Origin of the sequence: Polynucleobacter sp. SHI8 (genome assembly GCF_027944005.1) — a bacterium.
In the GTDB taxonomy this organism is placed as follows: domain Bacteria; phylum Pseudomonadota; class Gammaproteobacteria; order Burkholderiales; family Burkholderiaceae; genus Polynucleobacter.
In genome coordinates, this window is the sequence record NZ_AP027204.1 from 2,311,083 (window position 1) to 2,328,030 (window position 16,948).

At 40.4% G+C, this 16,948-nt stretch carries 15 protein-coding genes; 6 read left to right on the forward strand and 9 right to left on the reverse strand.

Annotated features, from left to right (window positions below; all coding sequences use genetic code 11):
• The first annotated feature begins 6 nt into the window (after positions 1 to 6).
• Positions 7 to 438, forward strand: coding sequence for a nuclear transport factor 2 family protein (locus tag QMN06_RS11605; protein WP_281970274.1), 432 nt, complete (start codon positions 7 to 9; stop codon positions 436 to 438).
• Position 439: 1 nt separating this feature from the next.
• On the opposite strand, the gene QMN06_RS11610 is transcribed toward QMN06_RS11605, so the two are convergent.
• Genes QMN06_RS11610 through argS form a run of 3 tightly spaced genes read right to left on the reverse strand, consistent with a single transcriptional unit; the run spans position 440 to position 3,510 of the window.
• Positions 440 to 1,132, reverse strand: coding sequence for a thiol:disulfide interchange protein DsbA/DsbL (locus tag QMN06_RS11610; protein ID WP_348649140.1), 693 nt, complete (start codon positions 1,130 to 1,132; stop codon positions 440 to 442).
• A complete protein-coding gene (locus QMN06_RS11615; RefSeq protein WP_281970275.1) occupies positions 1,129 to 1,710 on the reverse strand; it encodes an SPOR domain-containing protein in 582 nt (193 codons plus the stop codon). Before QMN06_RS11615 ends, QMN06_RS11610 begins: the two co-directional genes overlap by 4 nt.
• A 36-nt stretch (positions 1,711 to 1,746) precedes the next feature.
• Positions 1,747 to 3,510, reverse strand: a complete 1,764-nt coding sequence (gene argS / locus QMN06_RS11620) for an arginine--tRNA ligase (protein ID WP_281970276.1) — start codon at positions 3,508 to 3,510, stop codon at positions 1,747 to 1,749.
• On the opposite strand from argS, the gene QMN06_RS11625 reads away from it, so the two are divergent.
• Entirely contained in the window at positions 3,509 to 3,841 is a 333-nt protein-coding gene (locus tag QMN06_RS11625; RefSeq protein WP_281970277.1) for a DUF1840 domain-containing protein, read from the forward strand. The genes argS and QMN06_RS11625 overlap by 2 nt on opposite strands.
• Here the strand turns inward: QMN06_RS11625 and metH are convergent.
• Both metH and QMN06_RS11635 read right to left on the reverse strand, forming a co-directional pair.
• Complete coding sequence (metH, locus tag QMN06_RS11630; RefSeq protein ID WP_281970278.1) at positions 3,838 to 6,588, reverse strand: methionine synthase; 2,751 nt, start codon at positions 6,586 to 6,588, stop codon at positions 3,838 to 3,840. The genes QMN06_RS11625 and metH overlap by 4 nt on opposite strands.
• Positions 6,581 to 7,660 carry a homocysteine S-methyltransferase family protein gene (locus QMN06_RS11635; protein WP_281970279.1) on the reverse strand — a complete coding sequence of 360 codons (1,080 nt, stop codon included), beginning with the start codon at positions 7,658 to 7,660 and terminating at the stop codon, positions 6,581 to 6,583. The genes metH and QMN06_RS11635 overlap by 8 nt, the downstream gene beginning before the upstream one ends.
• 75 nt (positions 7,661 to 7,735) lie before the next feature.
• Here QMN06_RS11635 and QMN06_RS11640 point away from each other — a divergent pair, with 75 nt between their 5' ends.
• Positions 7,736 to 8,293: a PhaM family polyhydroxyalkanoate granule multifunctional regulatory protein gene (locus QMN06_RS11640; protein WP_281970280.1), complete on the forward strand. Its 558-nt coding sequence runs from the start codon at positions 7,736 to 7,738 to the stop codon at positions 8,291 to 8,293.
• Here the strand turns inward: QMN06_RS11640 and QMN06_RS11645 are convergent.
• On the reverse strand, positions 8,244 to 9,302 hold the full coding sequence (locus QMN06_RS11645; protein ID WP_281970281.1) for an MBL fold metallo-hydrolase: 1,059 nt from the start codon (positions 9,300 to 9,302) through the stop codon (positions 8,244 to 8,246). The genes QMN06_RS11640 and QMN06_RS11645 overlap by 50 nt on opposite strands.
• 43 nt (positions 9,303 to 9,345) lie before the next feature.
• On the opposite strand from QMN06_RS11645, the gene aceK reads away from it, so the two are divergent.
• The 3 genes from aceK to QMN06_RS11660 are packed head-to-tail and all read left to right on the forward strand — an operon-like array spanning position 9,346 to position 12,715.
• Positions 9,346 to 11,130: a bifunctional isocitrate dehydrogenase kinase/phosphatase gene (aceK, locus tag QMN06_RS11650; protein WP_281970282.1), complete on the forward strand. Its 1,785-nt coding sequence runs from the start codon at positions 9,346 to 9,348 to the stop codon at positions 11,128 to 11,130.
• Between the two features lie 5 nt (positions 11,131 to 11,135).
• Complete coding sequence (gene can, locus QMN06_RS11655) at positions 11,136 to 11,801, forward strand: carbonate dehydratase (protein ID WP_281970283.1); 666 nt, start codon at positions 11,136 to 11,138, stop codon at positions 11,799 to 11,801.
• Positions 11,798 to 12,715 carry an MBL fold metallo-hydrolase gene (locus tag QMN06_RS11660; RefSeq protein ID WP_281970284.1) on the forward strand — a complete coding sequence of 306 codons (918 nt, stop codon included), beginning with the start codon at positions 11,798 to 11,800 and terminating at the stop codon, positions 12,713 to 12,715. Before can ends, QMN06_RS11660 begins: the two co-directional genes overlap by 4 nt.
• Before the next feature lie 69 nt (positions 12,716 to 12,784).
• Here QMN06_RS11660 and glmS read toward each other — a convergent pair whose 3' ends face one another.
• The 3 genes from glmS to ttcA are packed head-to-tail and all read right to left on the reverse strand — an operon-like array spanning position 12,785 to position 16,942.
• Positions 12,785 to 14,608 carry a glutamine--fructose-6-phosphate transaminase (isomerizing) gene (gene glmS / locus QMN06_RS11665; RefSeq protein ID WP_281970285.1) on the reverse strand — a complete coding sequence of 608 codons (1,824 nt, stop codon included), beginning with the start codon at positions 14,606 to 14,608 and terminating at the stop codon, positions 12,785 to 12,787.
• A 31-nt stretch (positions 14,609 to 14,639) separates the two neighbouring features.
• Complete coding sequence (gene glmU / locus QMN06_RS11670; RefSeq protein WP_281970286.1) at positions 14,640 to 16,001, reverse strand: bifunctional UDP-N-acetylglucosamine diphosphorylase/glucosamine-1-phosphate N-acetyltransferase GlmU; 1,362 nt, start codon at positions 15,999 to 16,001, stop codon at positions 14,640 to 14,642.
• Between the two features lie 32 nt (positions 16,002 to 16,033).
• Positions 16,034 to 16,942: a tRNA 2-thiocytidine(32) synthetase TtcA gene (ttcA, locus tag QMN06_RS11675; protein WP_281970287.1), complete on the reverse strand. Its 909-nt coding sequence runs from the start codon at positions 16,940 to 16,942 to the stop codon at positions 16,034 to 16,036.
• Between the last annotated feature and the right edge of the window lie 6 nt (positions 16,943 to 16,948).

Consider the following 16,948-nt stretch of genomic DNA (forward strand, 5'->3'; position numbering starts at 1 on the left):
TTAAAAATGCCCACTCATCTTTTAGACGCAGTTGAAAAATTAAAATCACAATATGATCAACTATCGTCTACCAATGTAGATGGATTGCTAAATTGCTATAGTGTCGATGCTATCTTTAAAGATCCTTTTCAAGAGGTTCAAGGCCATCCAGCAATTAAGCACATTTTTCTCAAGATGTATGAACAACTCAATCAACCCCAATTTATTGTGCGTGAACAGTTAATTGGCGAAAAGCAAGTTGCTTTTTTATGGGATTTTCAGTTTTCTATGAAAAGATGGAATACAACTCCTAAATCTTTTTCAGGTGTGAGCTGGTTATATTTTAATGATGCTTTTCTTGTAACTAAACACCATGATTATTGGGACCCCGCGGCAGGTATCTATGAACACCTGCCTCTGATAGGCCCCGTTATGCGCGGATTAAAATCCTTAGCCTAACTTATTTTTTTTCAGTTCTAGCCTTACCGACTAAGTAATCCAAGGTATCAATCGCTCTAGCTTTTGTGCCCGCAATCGAGGGCGATGTTTCATATTTTCCCTGAACAAAAATAGTTGGTACACCATTGACTCGATACGCAGAACCCGTTGCATTAGCTGTCTTTGCCTTCGTCTGAACAGAAAATGACTTATAAGCGGTCGTAAAGGCAGCAGTATCTAAACCAACGCTAGTTGCCCAATTAAAAATCTCGTCTTCTTTTAACATCTGCTTACGATCTACATGAATCGCTTTCATAACCTTTGGGGAATATTCTGCTTCTTTACCCAACGCCTCAAGTGCATAGAAAATTTGACTATGCGGTAAAAAATCATCTCTAAATGCAATAGGAACCCGTTTAAAAACCACATCATTTTTTTGACGTTTGACCCATGCTTGGATTTCTGGCTCAAGGTCATAGCAGTGCGGACATGCGTACCAAAAAAATTCTGTTACCTCAATTTTGCCTTTAGACTCTGTCGGTTGAGGAGAGCTCAATAATTTGTAATCTAAGCCTTCCATAAATGCCGAATTACTTGGACTATTAGAGGGGGTATTTTTACTCGCAGTTCCTGGAGGTAATAATTGTGCCTGAACAGTTAATATTGATCCTGCAAGAATCAACATACTCATCAATATTTTTTTACATTGCTTCATGGTTTATTCGCCTTTATAACACTATAAGAAATTCCTGAATTATCTAATTTATTTTTATCATCATTTAAGTCGGGTAACTCACTGTAAGGACCAATCCGCACTCTCCAAGTCGACTGACCTTCAACTTTATTTTCTGTGATCTTAGCCTGCAAACCCTGCATGGCTAATTGTGCTTTTTGACTATCTGCAAAAGCTTTATCACTGTAAGCGCCAACTTGAAGCCAATATATTGCAGAGGTTTTTACTTCGGGTACAGGAGAAACCGGCTCAATGACTGGGGTAGGAATATTTTGATTATCTGCCACACTATCTGGTGTTTTTGGCTTGCTATGGAGAGGCGCATTAGGGTCTCTTAATTCATTAGTAGTGGTGCCATCCGCATTTACTTTTGGCGTAACAGATAATTCTGGTGGTCTTACATTAGGTCTCTCTGTTGGAGGATTTTTTTGTATGAAATACGCGGCAGCTAAAGCAATACCAAGCCCAATCACGAGACCAATGACCATTCCAAGAAGAATATTTCCTTGCTCTGATTGCAATTGGTGTAATTCTTTTTGAAATTGTGCTTTTTTAGTCATGATGAAATAATGATACCTCGAAAATAGTGAACTAAATTACATTTGTTCAGGGGAACTAACTCCTAACAAAGTTAGACCGTTTTTAAGCACCTGTTTGCATGCAACTAATATGGCAATTCTGGCTAATCGTAATTCAGCATCATCAACCAATACCCGATCCGAGTTATAAAAAGAGTGGAAGTCACTTGCTAAATCCCTTAAATAAAAGGCAATCGCATGCGGTCCAAGATCTTTAGCAGCATCAGCAAGAACCTGCGGAAACTCTCCTAAACGCTGCATCAGGGCATGCGCTGCGCGGCTTTCTAATAGATTAACCTTCGCTTGTAATAATTGGCTCTCATCACCACCCCATGATCGCAAAATAGAACAAATTCGGGCATGGGCATACTGAACATAAAACACGGGGTTTTCATCAGTTTGTGTAAGGGCCAGATCAATATCAAAAACAAATTCAGTATCTGCCTTTCTTGATATCAAGAAAAAACGAACCGCATCACGCCCTCGGATAAGAGCAGTTTGTTGCTCTTGTTCAGTCATGCCATCTAAATATCCGCCACACCATTCAATTAAATCTCGAACAGTTACATAAGAGCCTGCCCGTTTAGAAATCTTCACCTCTTGACCATTTTTCATCACAGTCACCATCTTGTGCAAAATATAGGTTGGGTAATTTTTAGGAATGTCCCAGCTTCTGGCTTGAGCGATGCCCTGAATACCCGACCGAACCCGTGCAATCGTGCCGTGATGATCACTGCCTTGAATATTAATAACTTCATGAAAACCACGCGACCATTTACTACCGTGGTAAGCAACATCTGGAACAAAATACGTGTAAGTGCCATCTGATTTTTTCATAACACGATCTTTGTCGTCACCATCGTCCGTTGACTTTAACCACAAAGCACCATCTTCCTCGTAAGTCTTACCAATCTTTCCTAAGTCTTGTACCGCTTGCTCTACTAACCCGTCGGTATATAAAGACGACTCTAGGTAATAGTTATCAAAATGGACGCCTAAGGTTTTTAAATCAATATCTTGTTCATTTCTTAAATATGCAACAGCAAACCGCTCAATACTTTTTAAGTCTTGCAGATCTTTATGTGATGTCACTTGTATATCTGCAGCCTGAACTGTTTCTCCAGCCAGATACGCTTGTGCAATATCGGCGATGTAATCGCCGTTGTATGCATTTTCTGGCCAATGCGGTTGTTGTGGCTTTAAGCCGTCAAGACGTGCTTTTGTCGAGATTCCTAAATTTTGAATCTGCACCCCGGCATCATTGTAGTAAAACTCTTTATAAATCTTTTTACCTTGCGAAGCTAAAAGATTAGCAAGAATATCACCCAACACGGCTTGTCTGCCGTGCCCAACATGTAATGGACCAGTTGGGTTTGCAGATACAAACTCAATTAATGTAGTTGGTTGAGCGTCATGAGAAATACGACCAAAATCATCTTTGCTCGTTAAAACTTGGTGAATCACCATAGTTTTTGTGGTTTGACTTAAACGCATATTGATAAAGCCAGGTCCAGCAATTTCTAAACCACTGATCCAATCCTGAATATGTGGAGTGTTATTTAATTCTGCGACAAGCTGTAGAGCTAAATCTCTTGGATTCATACCCCATGATTTTGCAATTTGCATAGAAATATTGGTTGCCAAATCACCATGTTCAGCAACTTTTGGTCGCTCTAATCTAGGCTCAGGAAGGCTTGCTACATCCTTACCTAAGTTTTGCCCTATAGTTCTGAGAGCTTGAGTAAATAAGGTTTTAATTTGTATGGCTATATCAGGAAGCATGACAAAAGAGTGTCCAGTGGTGTATGCTAAAAAAATGCTCTATCGATTTCATTCAAAAAATTCTCCTGAGTGCCTCATGCTTGAGGACTTAACTCTTCGCATTTTTCAAACTCTCGACCGCGAATTAAGTAAAGAAGGTATTTTACTCGTAGAACAACTACCTAGTCTAATAACTAAATTGGAAGATGCTATTGCTCATGACGCAAAAGAGCGTCAAGCACTTGGCGATGACCAACTAAAATCTGACCGACTGGGTCAGAGGGCATTTCCTTTTTTAGAACTTCTTAAAGCGTCTTTCAAGAAATCAGAGCCCATTGTTTGGGGTTATTAGTTGCTTTCAAAGTTACTTTGAAGGGCTTTTGCCACTTCTTCAGAACTTCTTCCTGAGCGCAGTGCAATCGAGTTAACCTGATCTAAACCAATCGGTCCAACATTAAAATATTGGGCCGCAGCGTTTGCTAAATAGAAGCCTGAAACGCTAGAAGCCGGGTTCATTGCTAAAGACTCTGTCAGCTCCATGCTGATGTCTTGTGCTTGTAATACTTCAAACATGGCATGTTTGACGGTATGTTCTGGACAAGCTGGATAACCAGGTGCAGGACGGATACCCTGATATTTTTCTGAGATGAGGTCTTCATTCGTCAGAGTCTCTTCAGAGGCATAGCCCCACAAATCAGTCCGCACACGATGATGTAAGCATTCAGCAAATGCCTCTGCAAGGCGATCAGCAATTGCCTTGAGCAAAATCGCATCGTAGTCATCATTTTTTGCCTGAAACTCCTCAACTTTTTTATCTACTCCATGACCGGTTGTCACGGCAAACATCCCAACATAATCTTTTTTGTTAGAACTTAAAGGGGCAACATAATCCGATAGGCAACGATTCGGTCTTTTAACGCCATCTACGACGGGGCGATTGGTCTGTTGTCTTAGACAATTCCAAGTCAGGAGTGGCTCACTTCTCGTTTCATCCGCATATAAAACAATGTCATCACCCACTTGATTGGCTGGATAAAGGCCAATCACCGCATGCGCCTGAAGCCAGCGTCCTTGGATGACTCGCTCCAACATTTTTAGGGCATCTGCATACACTTTTGATGCAGAGTCGCCAACAACTTCATCGGTTAATATCTGTGGGAACTTACCAGCCAAATCCCACGTTTGAAAAAAAGGAGTCCAATCGATATATTTTGCAATTTCAGCTAAATCATAGTTTTTGAAGACTCTGCGACCAATAAACTTTGGAGGCTTGATATCGATGTTGCTCCAATCAAGAATTTCAGCATTTTTTTGAGCTTCTTCGAGAGTGATCAATGGTGTTGCTTTTTTATTTGCGTGTTGCTGACGAACCCGCTCATACTCTTCTTTAATAGAATCTAAATACCGCGTGGCTGACTCATCAGATAACAAATTTGATGCAACTGAAACAGAGCGAGAAGCATCTGGCACATAGATTACTGGACCTTCATAATGGGGCGCAATCTTTACTGCAGTATGAACTCTTGAAGTTGTTGCTCCACCTATCATCAAAGGGGTTTTTCTACTTCTAAAATACTCATCTTTTTGCATCTCTTGTGCGACATACGTCATTTCTTCAAGTGACGGAGTAATTAAGCCTGATAAACCAATGATGTCGGCTTTTTCCTCTTTAGCTTTTTCTAGAATTTGACTACAAGGAACCATCACACCCATATTAACAACGTCAAAGTTATTACATTGCAAAACCACCGTGACGATGTTTTTACCAATGTCATGGACATCACCTTTCACGGTTGCCATGATAATTTTTCCTTTAGACCTTACATCCTTACCCGCGGCTTCATATTGCCTTTTTTCTTCTTCGATGTAAGGAATCAAGTGGGCTACCGCTTGTTTCATGACCCTAGCACTTTTGACTACTTGAGGTAAGAACATTTTTCCAGCCCCAAACAGTTCACCAACGACATTCATGCCATCCATGAGAGGTCCTTCAATCACCTCGATGGGTCTTCCACCACGATTTTCGATTTCTTGTCGAACCACTTCGGTATCTTCTACGATGAAATTCGTTATACCTTGAACTAAAGCATGAGAGAGTCTTTCTTGAACAGGTAACTCTCGCCATGCAAGAGTTTCTGCTTGCTTGATACCACCACCTTTATAGTTATCCGCAATCTCTAACAAGCGCTCGGTTGGTGTCTTACCTTCTTTTTCTTTAAAACGATTCAGAACCACATCTTCTACACGCTCACGAAGTTCTGAATCTAAATCTGCGTATACACCTAATTGACCAGCATTCACGATACCCATGTCCATACCAGCTTCAATGGCGTGATATAAAAATACTGTATGGATTGCTTCACGAACTACATCATTGCCCCGGAATGAGAAGCTTACATTTGACACTCCACCACTTACTTTTGCGCCAGGTAAATTCGTTTTAATCCATCGGGTTGCATTGATAAAATCAACTGCATAATTGTCATGTTCCTCAATTCCTGTTGCAATTGCAAAGATATTTGGATCAAAAATAATATCTTCAGGTGAGAAATCAATCGAACTGAGGAGCAAATCATATGAACGTTTACAAATTTCTGTTTTGCGCTCAAAAGTATCCGCTTGTCCTTTTTCATCAAACGCCATGACTACGGTTGCAGCACCATAACGCTTAATTAACTTCGCCTGATGAATAAATGGCTCAATGCCTTCTTTGAGAGATATTGAATTAACAATTGCCTTACCCTGAACGCATCTGAGACCCGCTTCGATCACAGACCATTTAGAGGAATCAATCATGATAGGAACGCGTGCAATATCTGGTTCAGAAGCAATAAGATTTAAAAACCTTACCATCGCAACCTGAGAATCCAACATGGCTTCATCCATATTGATATCAATAATTTGTGCGCCGTTTTCAACTTGTTGACGAGCTACCTGTAGAGCCTCATCAAATAAATTATTTAATATTAAACGCGCAAATGCTTTTGAGCCAGTGACATTGGTTCTCTCACCGATATTTACAAATCGAATGTAAGACTCTAAATTAAAGGCCTCAAGTCCTGAGAGTTTCAATAAGGGTATAACGACATCTTTACTCACTCACTAGCTCCTTGTAAGCATTCCATTTTGCTGCCCACTGACGTGGTTGATAATTTTGTACGGCTTTTGCAATTGCCGCAATATGTGCAGGTGTCGTACCGCAACATCCGCCTACTAAATTAACAAGGCCATCTTTAGAAAAGTCCTCCAACAAATGAGAGGTAATATCTGGGGTTTCATCAAAGCCAGTATCGCTCATCGGATTGGGTAAGCCTGCATTCGGATAGCAAGACACTGCCACATCACAAATTTTGGCAAGCTCGGCAATGTAGGGCTTCATTAAAGTTGCACCTAACGCACAATTCAGTCCAAACATAAGTGGTTTTGCATGTCGCAAACTATTCCAAAAGGCTTCTACCGTCTGGCCAGATAAGATTCTTCCTGAAGCATCCGTCACCGTACCTGAAATCATGAGAGGTAGGCGTTGTTTTGAATTTTCAAAATATTCGTCTATTGCAAAGATGGCAGCTTTTGCATTTAAGGTATCAAAAATAGTTTCAACTAGTAATAAATCAGCCCCACCCTCAACAAGTGCTTCAACTTGCTCATAATAGGCTTGACGTAATGACTCAAAATCAACATTTCTTGCTCCAGGATCATTCACATCTGGAGAAATACTTGCTGTTTTAGGCGTTGGGCCCACAGCTCCTGCCACAAAACGAGGTTTTTCGGGGGTGCTATATTTATCACATGCTGCACGGGCTAATTTCGCTGAAGCAAGATTCATCGCACGGGACATGTGAGCTAACTTATAGTCTTCTTGTGCAATCGTTGTTGCACCAAACGTATTCGTCTCAATAATATCTGAGCCAGCGGCTAGATATTGCTCATGTATTTCAGAAATAACCTCAGGCTTTGTAATCGACAAAAGTTCATTATTTCCTTTTAAATCAATGGGATGATTCAAAAGATCAGGCAAATCTCCACGAAAATCTTTTTCAGACAATTTATATTGTTGAATCATGGTTCCCATCGCACCGTCTAAAATCAGAATGCGTTTTTTTAACAACTCTGGAAGCTGTTGCCCCTTGGTATAAGAACTCATCGTAGATTGATCTGTTTTCTGGGTCATAAATTACTTAAAGATTGATTTACTGACTAAAGTCCTATATTTTACATTTATTAAACTTTTATATTGGGGAGAGATATGTTTAATGGAATGCCCGACTTTCATCAAAGCGTAGAGATGATGAAAAACATGTGGTCTTCAGCCGCTAAAGGTGGCTCAGATGCTTCTTCTGGCTTTGGATTGCCTGGCATGAGCACTCTCAACCCCTTTGGTATCCCCATGGTTGACATTGAGGAACTTGATAAACGGATTAAAGACCTTAAAAGTGTTGAAGCTTGGCTCAGCTTAAACCTGAACGTATTGCAATCTACCATACAAGGCTTAGAAGTACAAAAGGCAACATTGTCTACTCTGCAAGGTATTGCTGAGACGATGAAAACTGCAACCGAACCAGCCGAAAATCAAGCTAGCTCTTCAAATCCAACAAAACCAACAGACCTGACGGGCGCTGGTGGCAAATTGGCACAAGACCTCATGGATCAGATGTCTAAATCAATGACGAGCATGATGGCTGCTTTCCCAACAGGCGCAGGACCAAAATCCAAAGTTGTAAAAAAACCTGCTGCGAAAAAAGCTGCGGCAAAATCTACTTCTGCGAAAACCACAAAACCCCGTGCTCGTCGAGCTGGCGTTTGATAGTCCCTCTGCGCCACAAATAATTTAAATGGGCAATAGCTTCACCCATGGCAAATGTCATCTGATGGGTATCTAACTTGCGATGGAACAACACTGGAAGTAGTTTTTTGGCAGTCGTAGGTTCTTGGCATGCCTCAAATGTCTCTTTAAGACGTTCTTCATGGTGCTCTCGTAATTGCCCAATTCGGTAATGTAAGCCATAAAAAGGCTTCCCATGCGATGGGAGAACTAATGTGTTTTTATCTAAAAACTCAAATTTTGCGATTGAATCTAAAAACATACCTAAAGGATCAGCATCTGGCTCAGCATCGTAAACGCTAATATTGGTAGAGATTCTGGGTAACATCATATCTCCAGAAATCATGATTTGATCTGAAATACAAGCAAAAGATAGATGCTCAGGTGCGTGCCCATAACCACTAATCGCTTGCCACTGGCGATTGCCAATGAGAACCTCTTCACCATCCATGACTCTTCTAAAGCGCTGTGGAACTTGTGGCACCAAACTACTGTAATGGTCCGCTCTTGCACGCACTTTTTGTAAATCTTCCTCATCGGTTAATCCGTGCTTATAAAAATGATCTGCTGAGCCACCGCCTCCGGCAATTGAGCCAATATTTAAGCCACCTTCTTTAGAGCTTAACCATTTAGCCATAAGAAAATCTGTCATCGACATCCACAACGGCACTTGCCATTTTTCACATAACCAATGGGCTAGTCCAATATGATCTGGATGCATATGTGTCACGAGGACTCGAACAATAGGTAAACCCTCTAAACAATTAGCAAAAATCGTTTCCCAGGCTTGCTTCGTAATATCACTAGTAATTCCGCAATCAACAATCGTCCAACCTTCTGTTCCTTCAAAGGAGTCCCGTAATAACCATAAATTAATATGATCAAGTGCAAAAGGCAGAGGCATTCTTAACCAAAAAACACCATCAGCTACTTCTTGTAATTGGCCTAATTCAGGTAAAGTATCTTCTAAGGGGTAATTTATATTTTCCATAAAGTTATTTTATTACTCAAATTGTTTCGTTTAATATATTTATATGTCAAATTTTCCAAAGCTACTTTCTTCTCAATATGCCTATGATATGGCTCAAGTCATTCTCGAAGGATTTGATAAACATTATCGAATTTTTCGAGAAGCCAGCTTTGATGCTAAAAAGAACTTTGAGTCACAAAATTGGAATGGTATTCGGGAGTTAATTAAAGGCCGAATTGATTATTATGCGGAACGGGTAAGCGAATGTATCATCGTTTTAGACGAAGAGTTCGATGCGGCTAATTTAGATACGGAAATATGGCAACAAGTTAAATTGCACTATATCGGTTTATTGACTCATCATCATCAACCTGAATTGGCCGAAACTTTTTTCAATTCAATCATCACTAGAGTCTTAAATCACACTTACTTTCATAATGACTTTATCTTTCTGCGGCCCACCATTTCGACAGAATATATTGAAAATGATGAAATCAGATCTAAACCCACCTATAAAGCGCATTATCCAAAAACAAGGGAAGATTTAAAGTCCACCTTTAACGCCATTGTTACAAGTTATGACCTTGAGGTTCCCTTTGATCATTTAGATCAAAATCTAGACGCACTCATTAAGGCAGTAGACGAAAAATTAGGCGCTTATGAAATTAGAGTGAATTTTCAGATTCATGTTTTAACATCTCTATTCTTCCGTAACAAAATGGCTTATATCGTTGGGCGAATTATTAATGGTGAATTCACAATCCCGATGGTGATTGCTCTACAAATCAATCAAAAAGGCCTATTAGAGATTGATGCGATATTACTAAACAAAGAAGAAGTTTCTATTTTATTTAGTTTTACCTATAGTTATTTTTTAGTGGAAATGGAAGTGCCTTCTGCTTACGTCACTTTCTTAAGAACATTAATGCCGCGTAAGCCTCGTCAAGAAATTTATACTTCTTTGGGCCTTCAAAAACATGGTAAAAATCTTTTCTATAGAGATTTTTTACATCACTTACATCACTCAACTGATCAATTTCGTATTGCGCCTGGTATTAAAGGTTTAGTGATGCTAGTATTTGATTTACCCAGTTATCCTTATGTTTTTAAGCTCATAAAAGATTATTTCCCTCCTCCGAAAGAAACGACAAGGGAACTGATTATGTCTAAGTATCAATTAGTAAAACAGCATGATCGTGTGGGGCGAATGGCTGACACCTTGGAATTTTCTAATATTGCGCTGCCACTGGACCGATTTGAGCCTGAACTGTTGGCTGAACTCGAAAAACATTGCAAATCATTACTTTCCTATATTGAAAATGATGCCGGTGAAAAAGAGTTAATGATTTCTCATCTGTATATTGAGAGAAGAATGATTCCTTTAAATATCATGCTTCAAACTGGCTCAGATGAGCAGGTTGAAAAAGGTCTGATTGAATATGGAAATGCAATCAAAGAATTAATTGCTGCCAATATATTTCCAGGCGATATGCTGTACAAAAACTTTGGCTTAACGCGGCATGGTCGTGTTGTCTTTTATGACTATGATGAAATTGAGTACTTTACAGATTGCAATATCAGAAACATTCCTCAAGCACGAACAGAAGAGGAAGAAATGTCTGGGGAGACTTGGTATCACGTAGGCCCTAAAGATATTTTTCCAGAGTCGTATGGTACCTTTTTACTTGGGGATACCCGGGTTAATAAATACTTTATGAAACATCACGCTGATTTTTTTGATCCCCAAACTTGGCGAAACTCTCAAAATATTTTAAAAGATGGTCGCACCCCTGATCATTTTGGCTATCCTGAACAGTTACGTTTTAAGCATCGCTATCCCCCTAATTGAATACTATGACTACCTCTAAAAATCCACATATTCTTACAAAACTTTTTGATAATAATCAGACTTGGGTAGATCACGTTACGAAGGGTGATCCTGATTACTTTCAACGTTTAGCATCTCAACAATCTCCTGAATATCTATGGATCGGTTGCTCAGATTCCAGAGTTCCTGCTAATCAAATTATTGGTCTTGCTCCAGGTGAAATTTTTGTGCACCGTAATATTGCCAATGTGGTTGTGCATACGGATTTAAATGCTTTATCTGTGATTCAGTTTGCGGTTGATCAACTCAAAGTAAAACATATCATTGTTGTTGGTCACTATGGCTGTTCAGGTGTTAAAGCCGCTTTAGACAATATTCGGGTTGGTCTTGCAGATAACTGGATCAGGCATATTAAAGATGTGGATGATAAACACGGTCCTTATTTGGGTCAGGTGTTAGATTATCAAGAACGTTTTAATCACTTGTGTGAGCTCAATGTGATTGAACAAGTCGTTAACGTTTGTGAAACCACGATTGTGCAAGATGCTTGGCTTAGAAACCAAGAGCTTACAGTTCATGGTTGGATCTACGGTCTTAAAGATGGATTAGCCAGAGATTTAGGGATGAGTATTCAAAACATGGCAGAGCTCAAAGAGCGTTACGCCATCATGATTGATTCCTTTACATCTTGATTGATCTTCCAAAGAATATCCATGTGATTGAACGAGGTTGGCTTTCTGCTAACCAGATTTATATTCATGACGATTCTTTTGTAGACATCATTGATAGTGGCTTTTGTTTTCATTCAGAGCAAACAATTCAATTATTTCAATCGTATTTAACTCAACACCCCTCAATTCTTCCTCGACATCTTTTCAATACACATCTACATTCTGATCATTGTGGCGGCAATCGCGCTTTACAAGATAAGTTTCATTTGAAATGCCTTGTTCCTGAATCTGAATTTGCCTCCGTTAATAATTGGCCCATAGCTAAACAGTCCTTTGACGACTTGGGTCAACCATGTCCTAAATTTACTGCCCATGATTTTTTGAAAATTGGTACTACGATTCAAATTGGGTCCATCGATTTTGAAATCCACGGCACTCCAGGACACCATCCACACTCGATACTTTTTTTTGCCCCTTCTTTGGGATTGCTGCTCTCTGCTGACTCTCTGTGGGAAAAAGGTTTCGGTGCACTCTTCTCTGAAGTTTCTCATCAGATTGGATTTCAAGAGCAACGAGCTACTCTTGAATTAATCAAATCTTTGCCTGTCAAATTAGTCGTCCCTGGTCATGGTAGTCCTTTTACTAATATTCAATCGGCACTTCAACATGCATATTCACGGCTAGACTATTTGGAGTCATCTCCACAACGCAATACACACCATGTTGCTCAAGTTTTATTTCAGTTTATGGTGATGTTTGCCGAGACACTGACTTTGGAGGAAGGCCTCAATTGGTGTCACAAAACGCCATTATTTAGAAAGTCTGCACATCAATTGGGGCTTGGTGTTGAAGAACTACTTTCACAAACACTTGAATATCTTCAAAATAAAAAAAGTTTAACTTTTATCAATGGGCAAATTCAATATCGTTGGTAAATAATTGTATGTTTATCAAGAAATATTTATGTGCTTTTTACGTGCGCACATAACCACCCCACAACGAAATTACTCCACAGTTACACTTTTAGCGAGGTTTCTTGGTTTATCCACATCTGTGCCAAGGGCTAAAGCTGTATGGTATGCAAGTAATTGCAGTGGGACCACATGCAATATGGGTGATAAGTTTCCATAATTCTCAGGCATTCTGATGACATGAATACCCTCTGAGGACTGTATGTTGGCATCAACATCAGCAAATACATATAGTTGGCCACTTCTGGCCTGTACTTCTTGCATATTTGATTTAAGTTTTTCGAGAAGCTCATCGTTGGGCGCTACGGTTACCACCGGCATCGTTTCATCGATTAATGCGAGTGGCCCATGCTTTAATTCTCCAGCAGGATATGCTTCAGCATGAATGTAAGATATCTCTTTCAGTTTTAAGGCGCCCTCAAGAGCAATTGGGTAATGCATGCCTCTGCCTAAAAATATCGCATTCTTGAATTTTACAAATTTTGCACTCCATGCAATGATTTGTGGCTCTAAGGCTAAAACAGCGTTTAGAGCGGCGGGTAAATGTCTTAGCGCTTGAACTTCTTTTTGCTCTGCTTGTGGATTTAACTTGTTTTCTTTTTTGGCTAAAGCTAGGGCTAAAAAATACAATCCAACAAGTTGCGTCGTAAATGCTTTGGTTGAAGCAACACCAATTTCTGTGCCTGCTTTTGTCTGAAACTTCCAAAGTGTTTCACGCATCATGGCGCTAGTTGCCACATTACAAATGGCAAGCGTTAGATGATGTCCTAGTGATTTTGCATGGCGAAGTGCCGCTAAAGTATCCGCGGTTTCTCCAGACTGAGATACAACGACTACTAAGGCTTGTGGATTTGGAACAGATGTTCTGTAACGATACTCACTAGCAATTTCTACTTGTGCATTAATACCAGCAAGAGACTCAATCCAATATTTGGCTACACAAGCTGAGTAATAACTTGTTCCACAGGCCAGTATCAGAACATTTTTAATCCCGAGCCATTCCTCATTCGTTGCACCAAAAATATCCGGATCAATTGTTTCTATATCACCGACTGTATTTGCTAGTGCAAAGGGCTGTTCAAAAATTTCTTTTTGCATAAAGTGTTGGTAAGGTCCAAGCTCGACAGATGCAGCCAATTCTGGGACATCTTTAATTGCTCTGGTCGCTAATTGGCCCTGTCCATCATAAATTTCTACTTGGTGTGAGGTGATTTTTACTACATCACCTTCTTCCAGATAAGTCATTTGTTTTGCATGCCTAGCCACTGCCAACGCATCTGAGGCCAAGAAATTTTGACTCTCCCCATATGCGATTACCAAGGGTGAACCGACTCTCGCTCCAACCAATGTATCCGGCGCATCTGTCGCGATCACGGCAATGGCATAGGCCCCATGCAGCTTCGGTAAAATTGCCTGAACGGCCTCTACTAATGATCGATGGCTCATCTTAGAATAATGGTCGTAAATTAAGTGAGCAATAACTTCAGTATCTGTTTGTGACTCAAAGATATACCCTTTAGCGCGCAAATCTTGTCTTAAGATCTCAAAGTTTTCAATGATGCCGTTATGTACAACACCAATTAAATCCCCTGAAAAATGCGGATGTGCATTCGCGGTATTGGGCTTTCCATGGGTGGCCCAACGGGTATGAGCAATCCCCCAAGTCCCAGCAAAATTTGCTGTACTTTGTCGGAGATCTTCAACCCTTGAAGTAGTTCTACTTCTTTGCAGTCCCAGTTTGGAATCAACAACAGCTAAACCGCAGGAATCATATCCACGGTATTCAAGACGCTCGAGTCCTTCAACCAAAATGTCTACAACATTATTTTTTGAGACTGCCCCAACAATTCCGCACATAAAGATTTCTTTCGATTCATCAACTGATTGATTATTTTTTCTGGGGTCGCTTCCACTCTACGCTAAGTTGCTTGGCACGACTAATCGTCAACTTGTCTTCAGGCGCATTCTTCGTTAAGGTGGTTCCAGCCCCAATAGTTGCGCCCTTCCCGACAGTCACAGGTGCAACGAGTTGCGTATCTGAACCAATAAAGGCATCATCTTCAATAATGGTTTGATGTTTATTAACGCCATCATAATTACAAGTAATCGTTCCTGCACCGATATTGACGCGACTGCCTACCTGAGCATCACCGATATAAGACAAATGATTTGCTTTACTTCCCTTACCAATACGACTATTTTTAACTTCAACAAAATTACCTATATGAGCTTGCTCATCAATTTCTGTTCCAGGTCGAAGTCTCGCATAAGGACCAATCACCGCAGACTCACCAACCACGGCACCGTCTAAATGAGAAAACGCTTTAATCTGTGTATGAGGCCCAATTTTGCTATCTTTAATGACACAGTAAGGGCCAATATGCACATTGCCGGCAATCTCAACCTGACCTTCAAAGATACACCCAATATCAATCGTGACATCGTTGCTACAGTTAAAATCGCCCCTTATATCGATACGCTGTGGATCAATTAAGGTTACCCCCTTGAGGAGTAATTCTTCTGCTTGATGGGTCTGCCAAGTTCGCTCTAATGCTGCTAACTGCACACGGCTATTGACCCCTTCAACTTCAAATCCATATTGCGGCATCATCGTACGAATCGGTAAGCCTTGCCCTGCAGCTAGTCCAACAATATCGGTTAGATAATACTCACCTTGGGCATTATTTGGTTGTATTTGAGATAACCATTGACGCAATTCTTTTGTGGGACAAGCCATCATGCCCGTATTGATTTCTCGAACTTGCTTTACCTCAACAGTAGCATCTTTTTCTTCGACGATGCCGGTTACATCTCCCTCAAGGGATTTGACAATCCGTCCATATCCGGTTGGGTTTTCCAACTCCTGCGTCAAAATCACCAGGGTTTCATCTTGAGCTAAAAGTAATAAATCTTTTAGCGTACTCGCTTGGATTAGGGGCACATCGCCATAAAGTATCAGGGTACTTGCGTCTTCATTTAAATAAGGCAGTGCTTGCATGACTGCATGACCCGTGCCTTGTTGTTCTGCTTGTATAGCAATCGTAAAATTAGAGTGATTCTTGTTTAGGTATGCCTTTACAGCTTCTTGACCATGCCCAAGAACAATGCAGGGCTTGACTGTAGAATCCATCTTTTGGACTGTATCTAACACATGCCCAAGCATCGGTTTACCTGCAATAGGATGGAGTACTTTCGGGAGGGCGGAGTACATTCTCTTCCCTTGTCCAGCGGCTAGAATCACAATATTCATAGAAACATTATATGTCTTTAGTTTGACTGACTTTAAGGCATCGAAAAGAACTTCACCGATTGTATTAATTCTTCGGAGGAACAGGCTTCGTCAAGCCCTTCATCAATAGCTAGATCACCAATCCCATCGAATGGGGCATCGCCAACAACGAGTTCTTTGAAATTAAATAATTGTGCGTCCAAAAGATGCGATGGAACCACATGCGTGAGGGCTCGAAACATACTTTCTACCCGACCAGGGTGAGACTTACCCCATTGCTTGAGAAGCTCTTTCATGGCATTTCTCTGTAAATTTGGCTGACTTCCACAGAGGTTGCATGGAATAATCGGGAACTCTTGATCCTTTGCGTAACGCTCTAAATATTTTTCAGGCACATAAGCAAGAGGTCTAATCACAATATGCTTGCCATCATCCGATTGCAGTTTTGGCGGCATGGACTTTAACTGCCCACCATAAAACATATTTAATAAAAACGTTTCTAGAATATCTTCTCGGTGATGCCCCAGAGCAATTTTAGTGGCTCCCAACTCATCGGCAACACGGTACAAAATTCCTCTTCGCAAACGGGAACATAAGCCACAGGTCGTTTTGCCATCTGGAATAACGCGTTTCACAATACTGTATGTATCTTGCTCTTCAATATGAAAAGGCACTTGAAGGTGTCTTAGATAATTGGGTAAAACTTCTTCTGGAAACCCTGGTTGTTTTTGATCAAGATTAACAGCAACTAAGTCAAAATGAATGGGGGCACGATCTCTAAGTTTTAAGAGGATATCCAACATGGCATAACTGTCTTTACCCCCCGAAACACAGACCATTACTTTATCGCCCTCCTCAATCATCTTGAAGTCATTAATGGCTTGACCCATTAATCGGCAAAGCTTTTTAACAAGCTTATTTTCTTCAAAGGCAACTTTTCTAGAATCTGTAAGGACCGTCATACTCAA

Coding starts and splice junctions, on each gene's coding strand:
- QMN06_RS11605 (WP_281970274.1), top strand. CDS start 7: ATGCCCACTCATCTTTTAGACGCAGTTGAAAAATTAAAATCACAATAT.
- QMN06_RS11610 (WP_348649140.1), bottom strand. CDS start 1,132: ATGAAGCAATGTAAAAAAATATTGATGAGTATGTTGATTCTTGCAGGA.
- QMN06_RS11615 (WP_281970275.1), bottom strand. CDS start 1,710: ATGACTAAAAAAGCACAATTTCAAAAAGAATTACACCAATTGCAATCA.
- QMN06_RS11625 (WP_281970277.1), top strand. CDS start 3,509: ATGACAAAAGAGTGTCCAGTGGTGTATGCTAAAAAAATGCTCTATCGA.
- argS (WP_281970276.1), bottom strand. CDS start 3,510: ATGCTTCCTGATATAGCCATACAAATTAAAACCTTATTTACTCAAGCT.
- QMN06_RS11635 (WP_281970279.1), bottom strand. CDS start 7,660: ATGACCCAGAAAACAGATCAATCTACGATGAGTTCTTATACCAAGGGG.
- QMN06_RS11640 (WP_281970280.1), top strand. CDS start 7,736: ATGTTTAATGGAATGCCCGACTTTCATCAAAGCGTAGAGATGATGAAA.
- QMN06_RS11645 (WP_281970281.1), bottom strand. CDS start 9,302: ATGGAAAATATAAATTACCCCTTAGAAGATACTTTACCTGAATTAGGC.
- aceK (WP_281970282.1), top strand. CDS start 9,346: ATGTCAAATTTTCCAAAGCTACTTTCTTCTCAATATGCCTATGATATG.
- can (WP_281970283.1), top strand. CDS start 11,136: ATGACTACCTCTAAAAATCCACATATTCTTACAAAACTTTTTGATAAT.
- glmS (WP_281970285.1), bottom strand. CDS start 14,608: ATGTGCGGAATTGTTGGGGCAGTCTCAAAAAATAATGTTGTAGACATT.
- glmU (WP_281970286.1), bottom strand. CDS start 16,001: ATGAATATTGTGATTCTAGCCGCTGGACAAGGGAAGAGAATGTACTCC.
- ttcA (WP_281970287.1), bottom strand. CDS start 16,942: ATGACGGTCCTTACAGATTCTAGAAAAGTTGCCTTTGAAGAAAATAAG.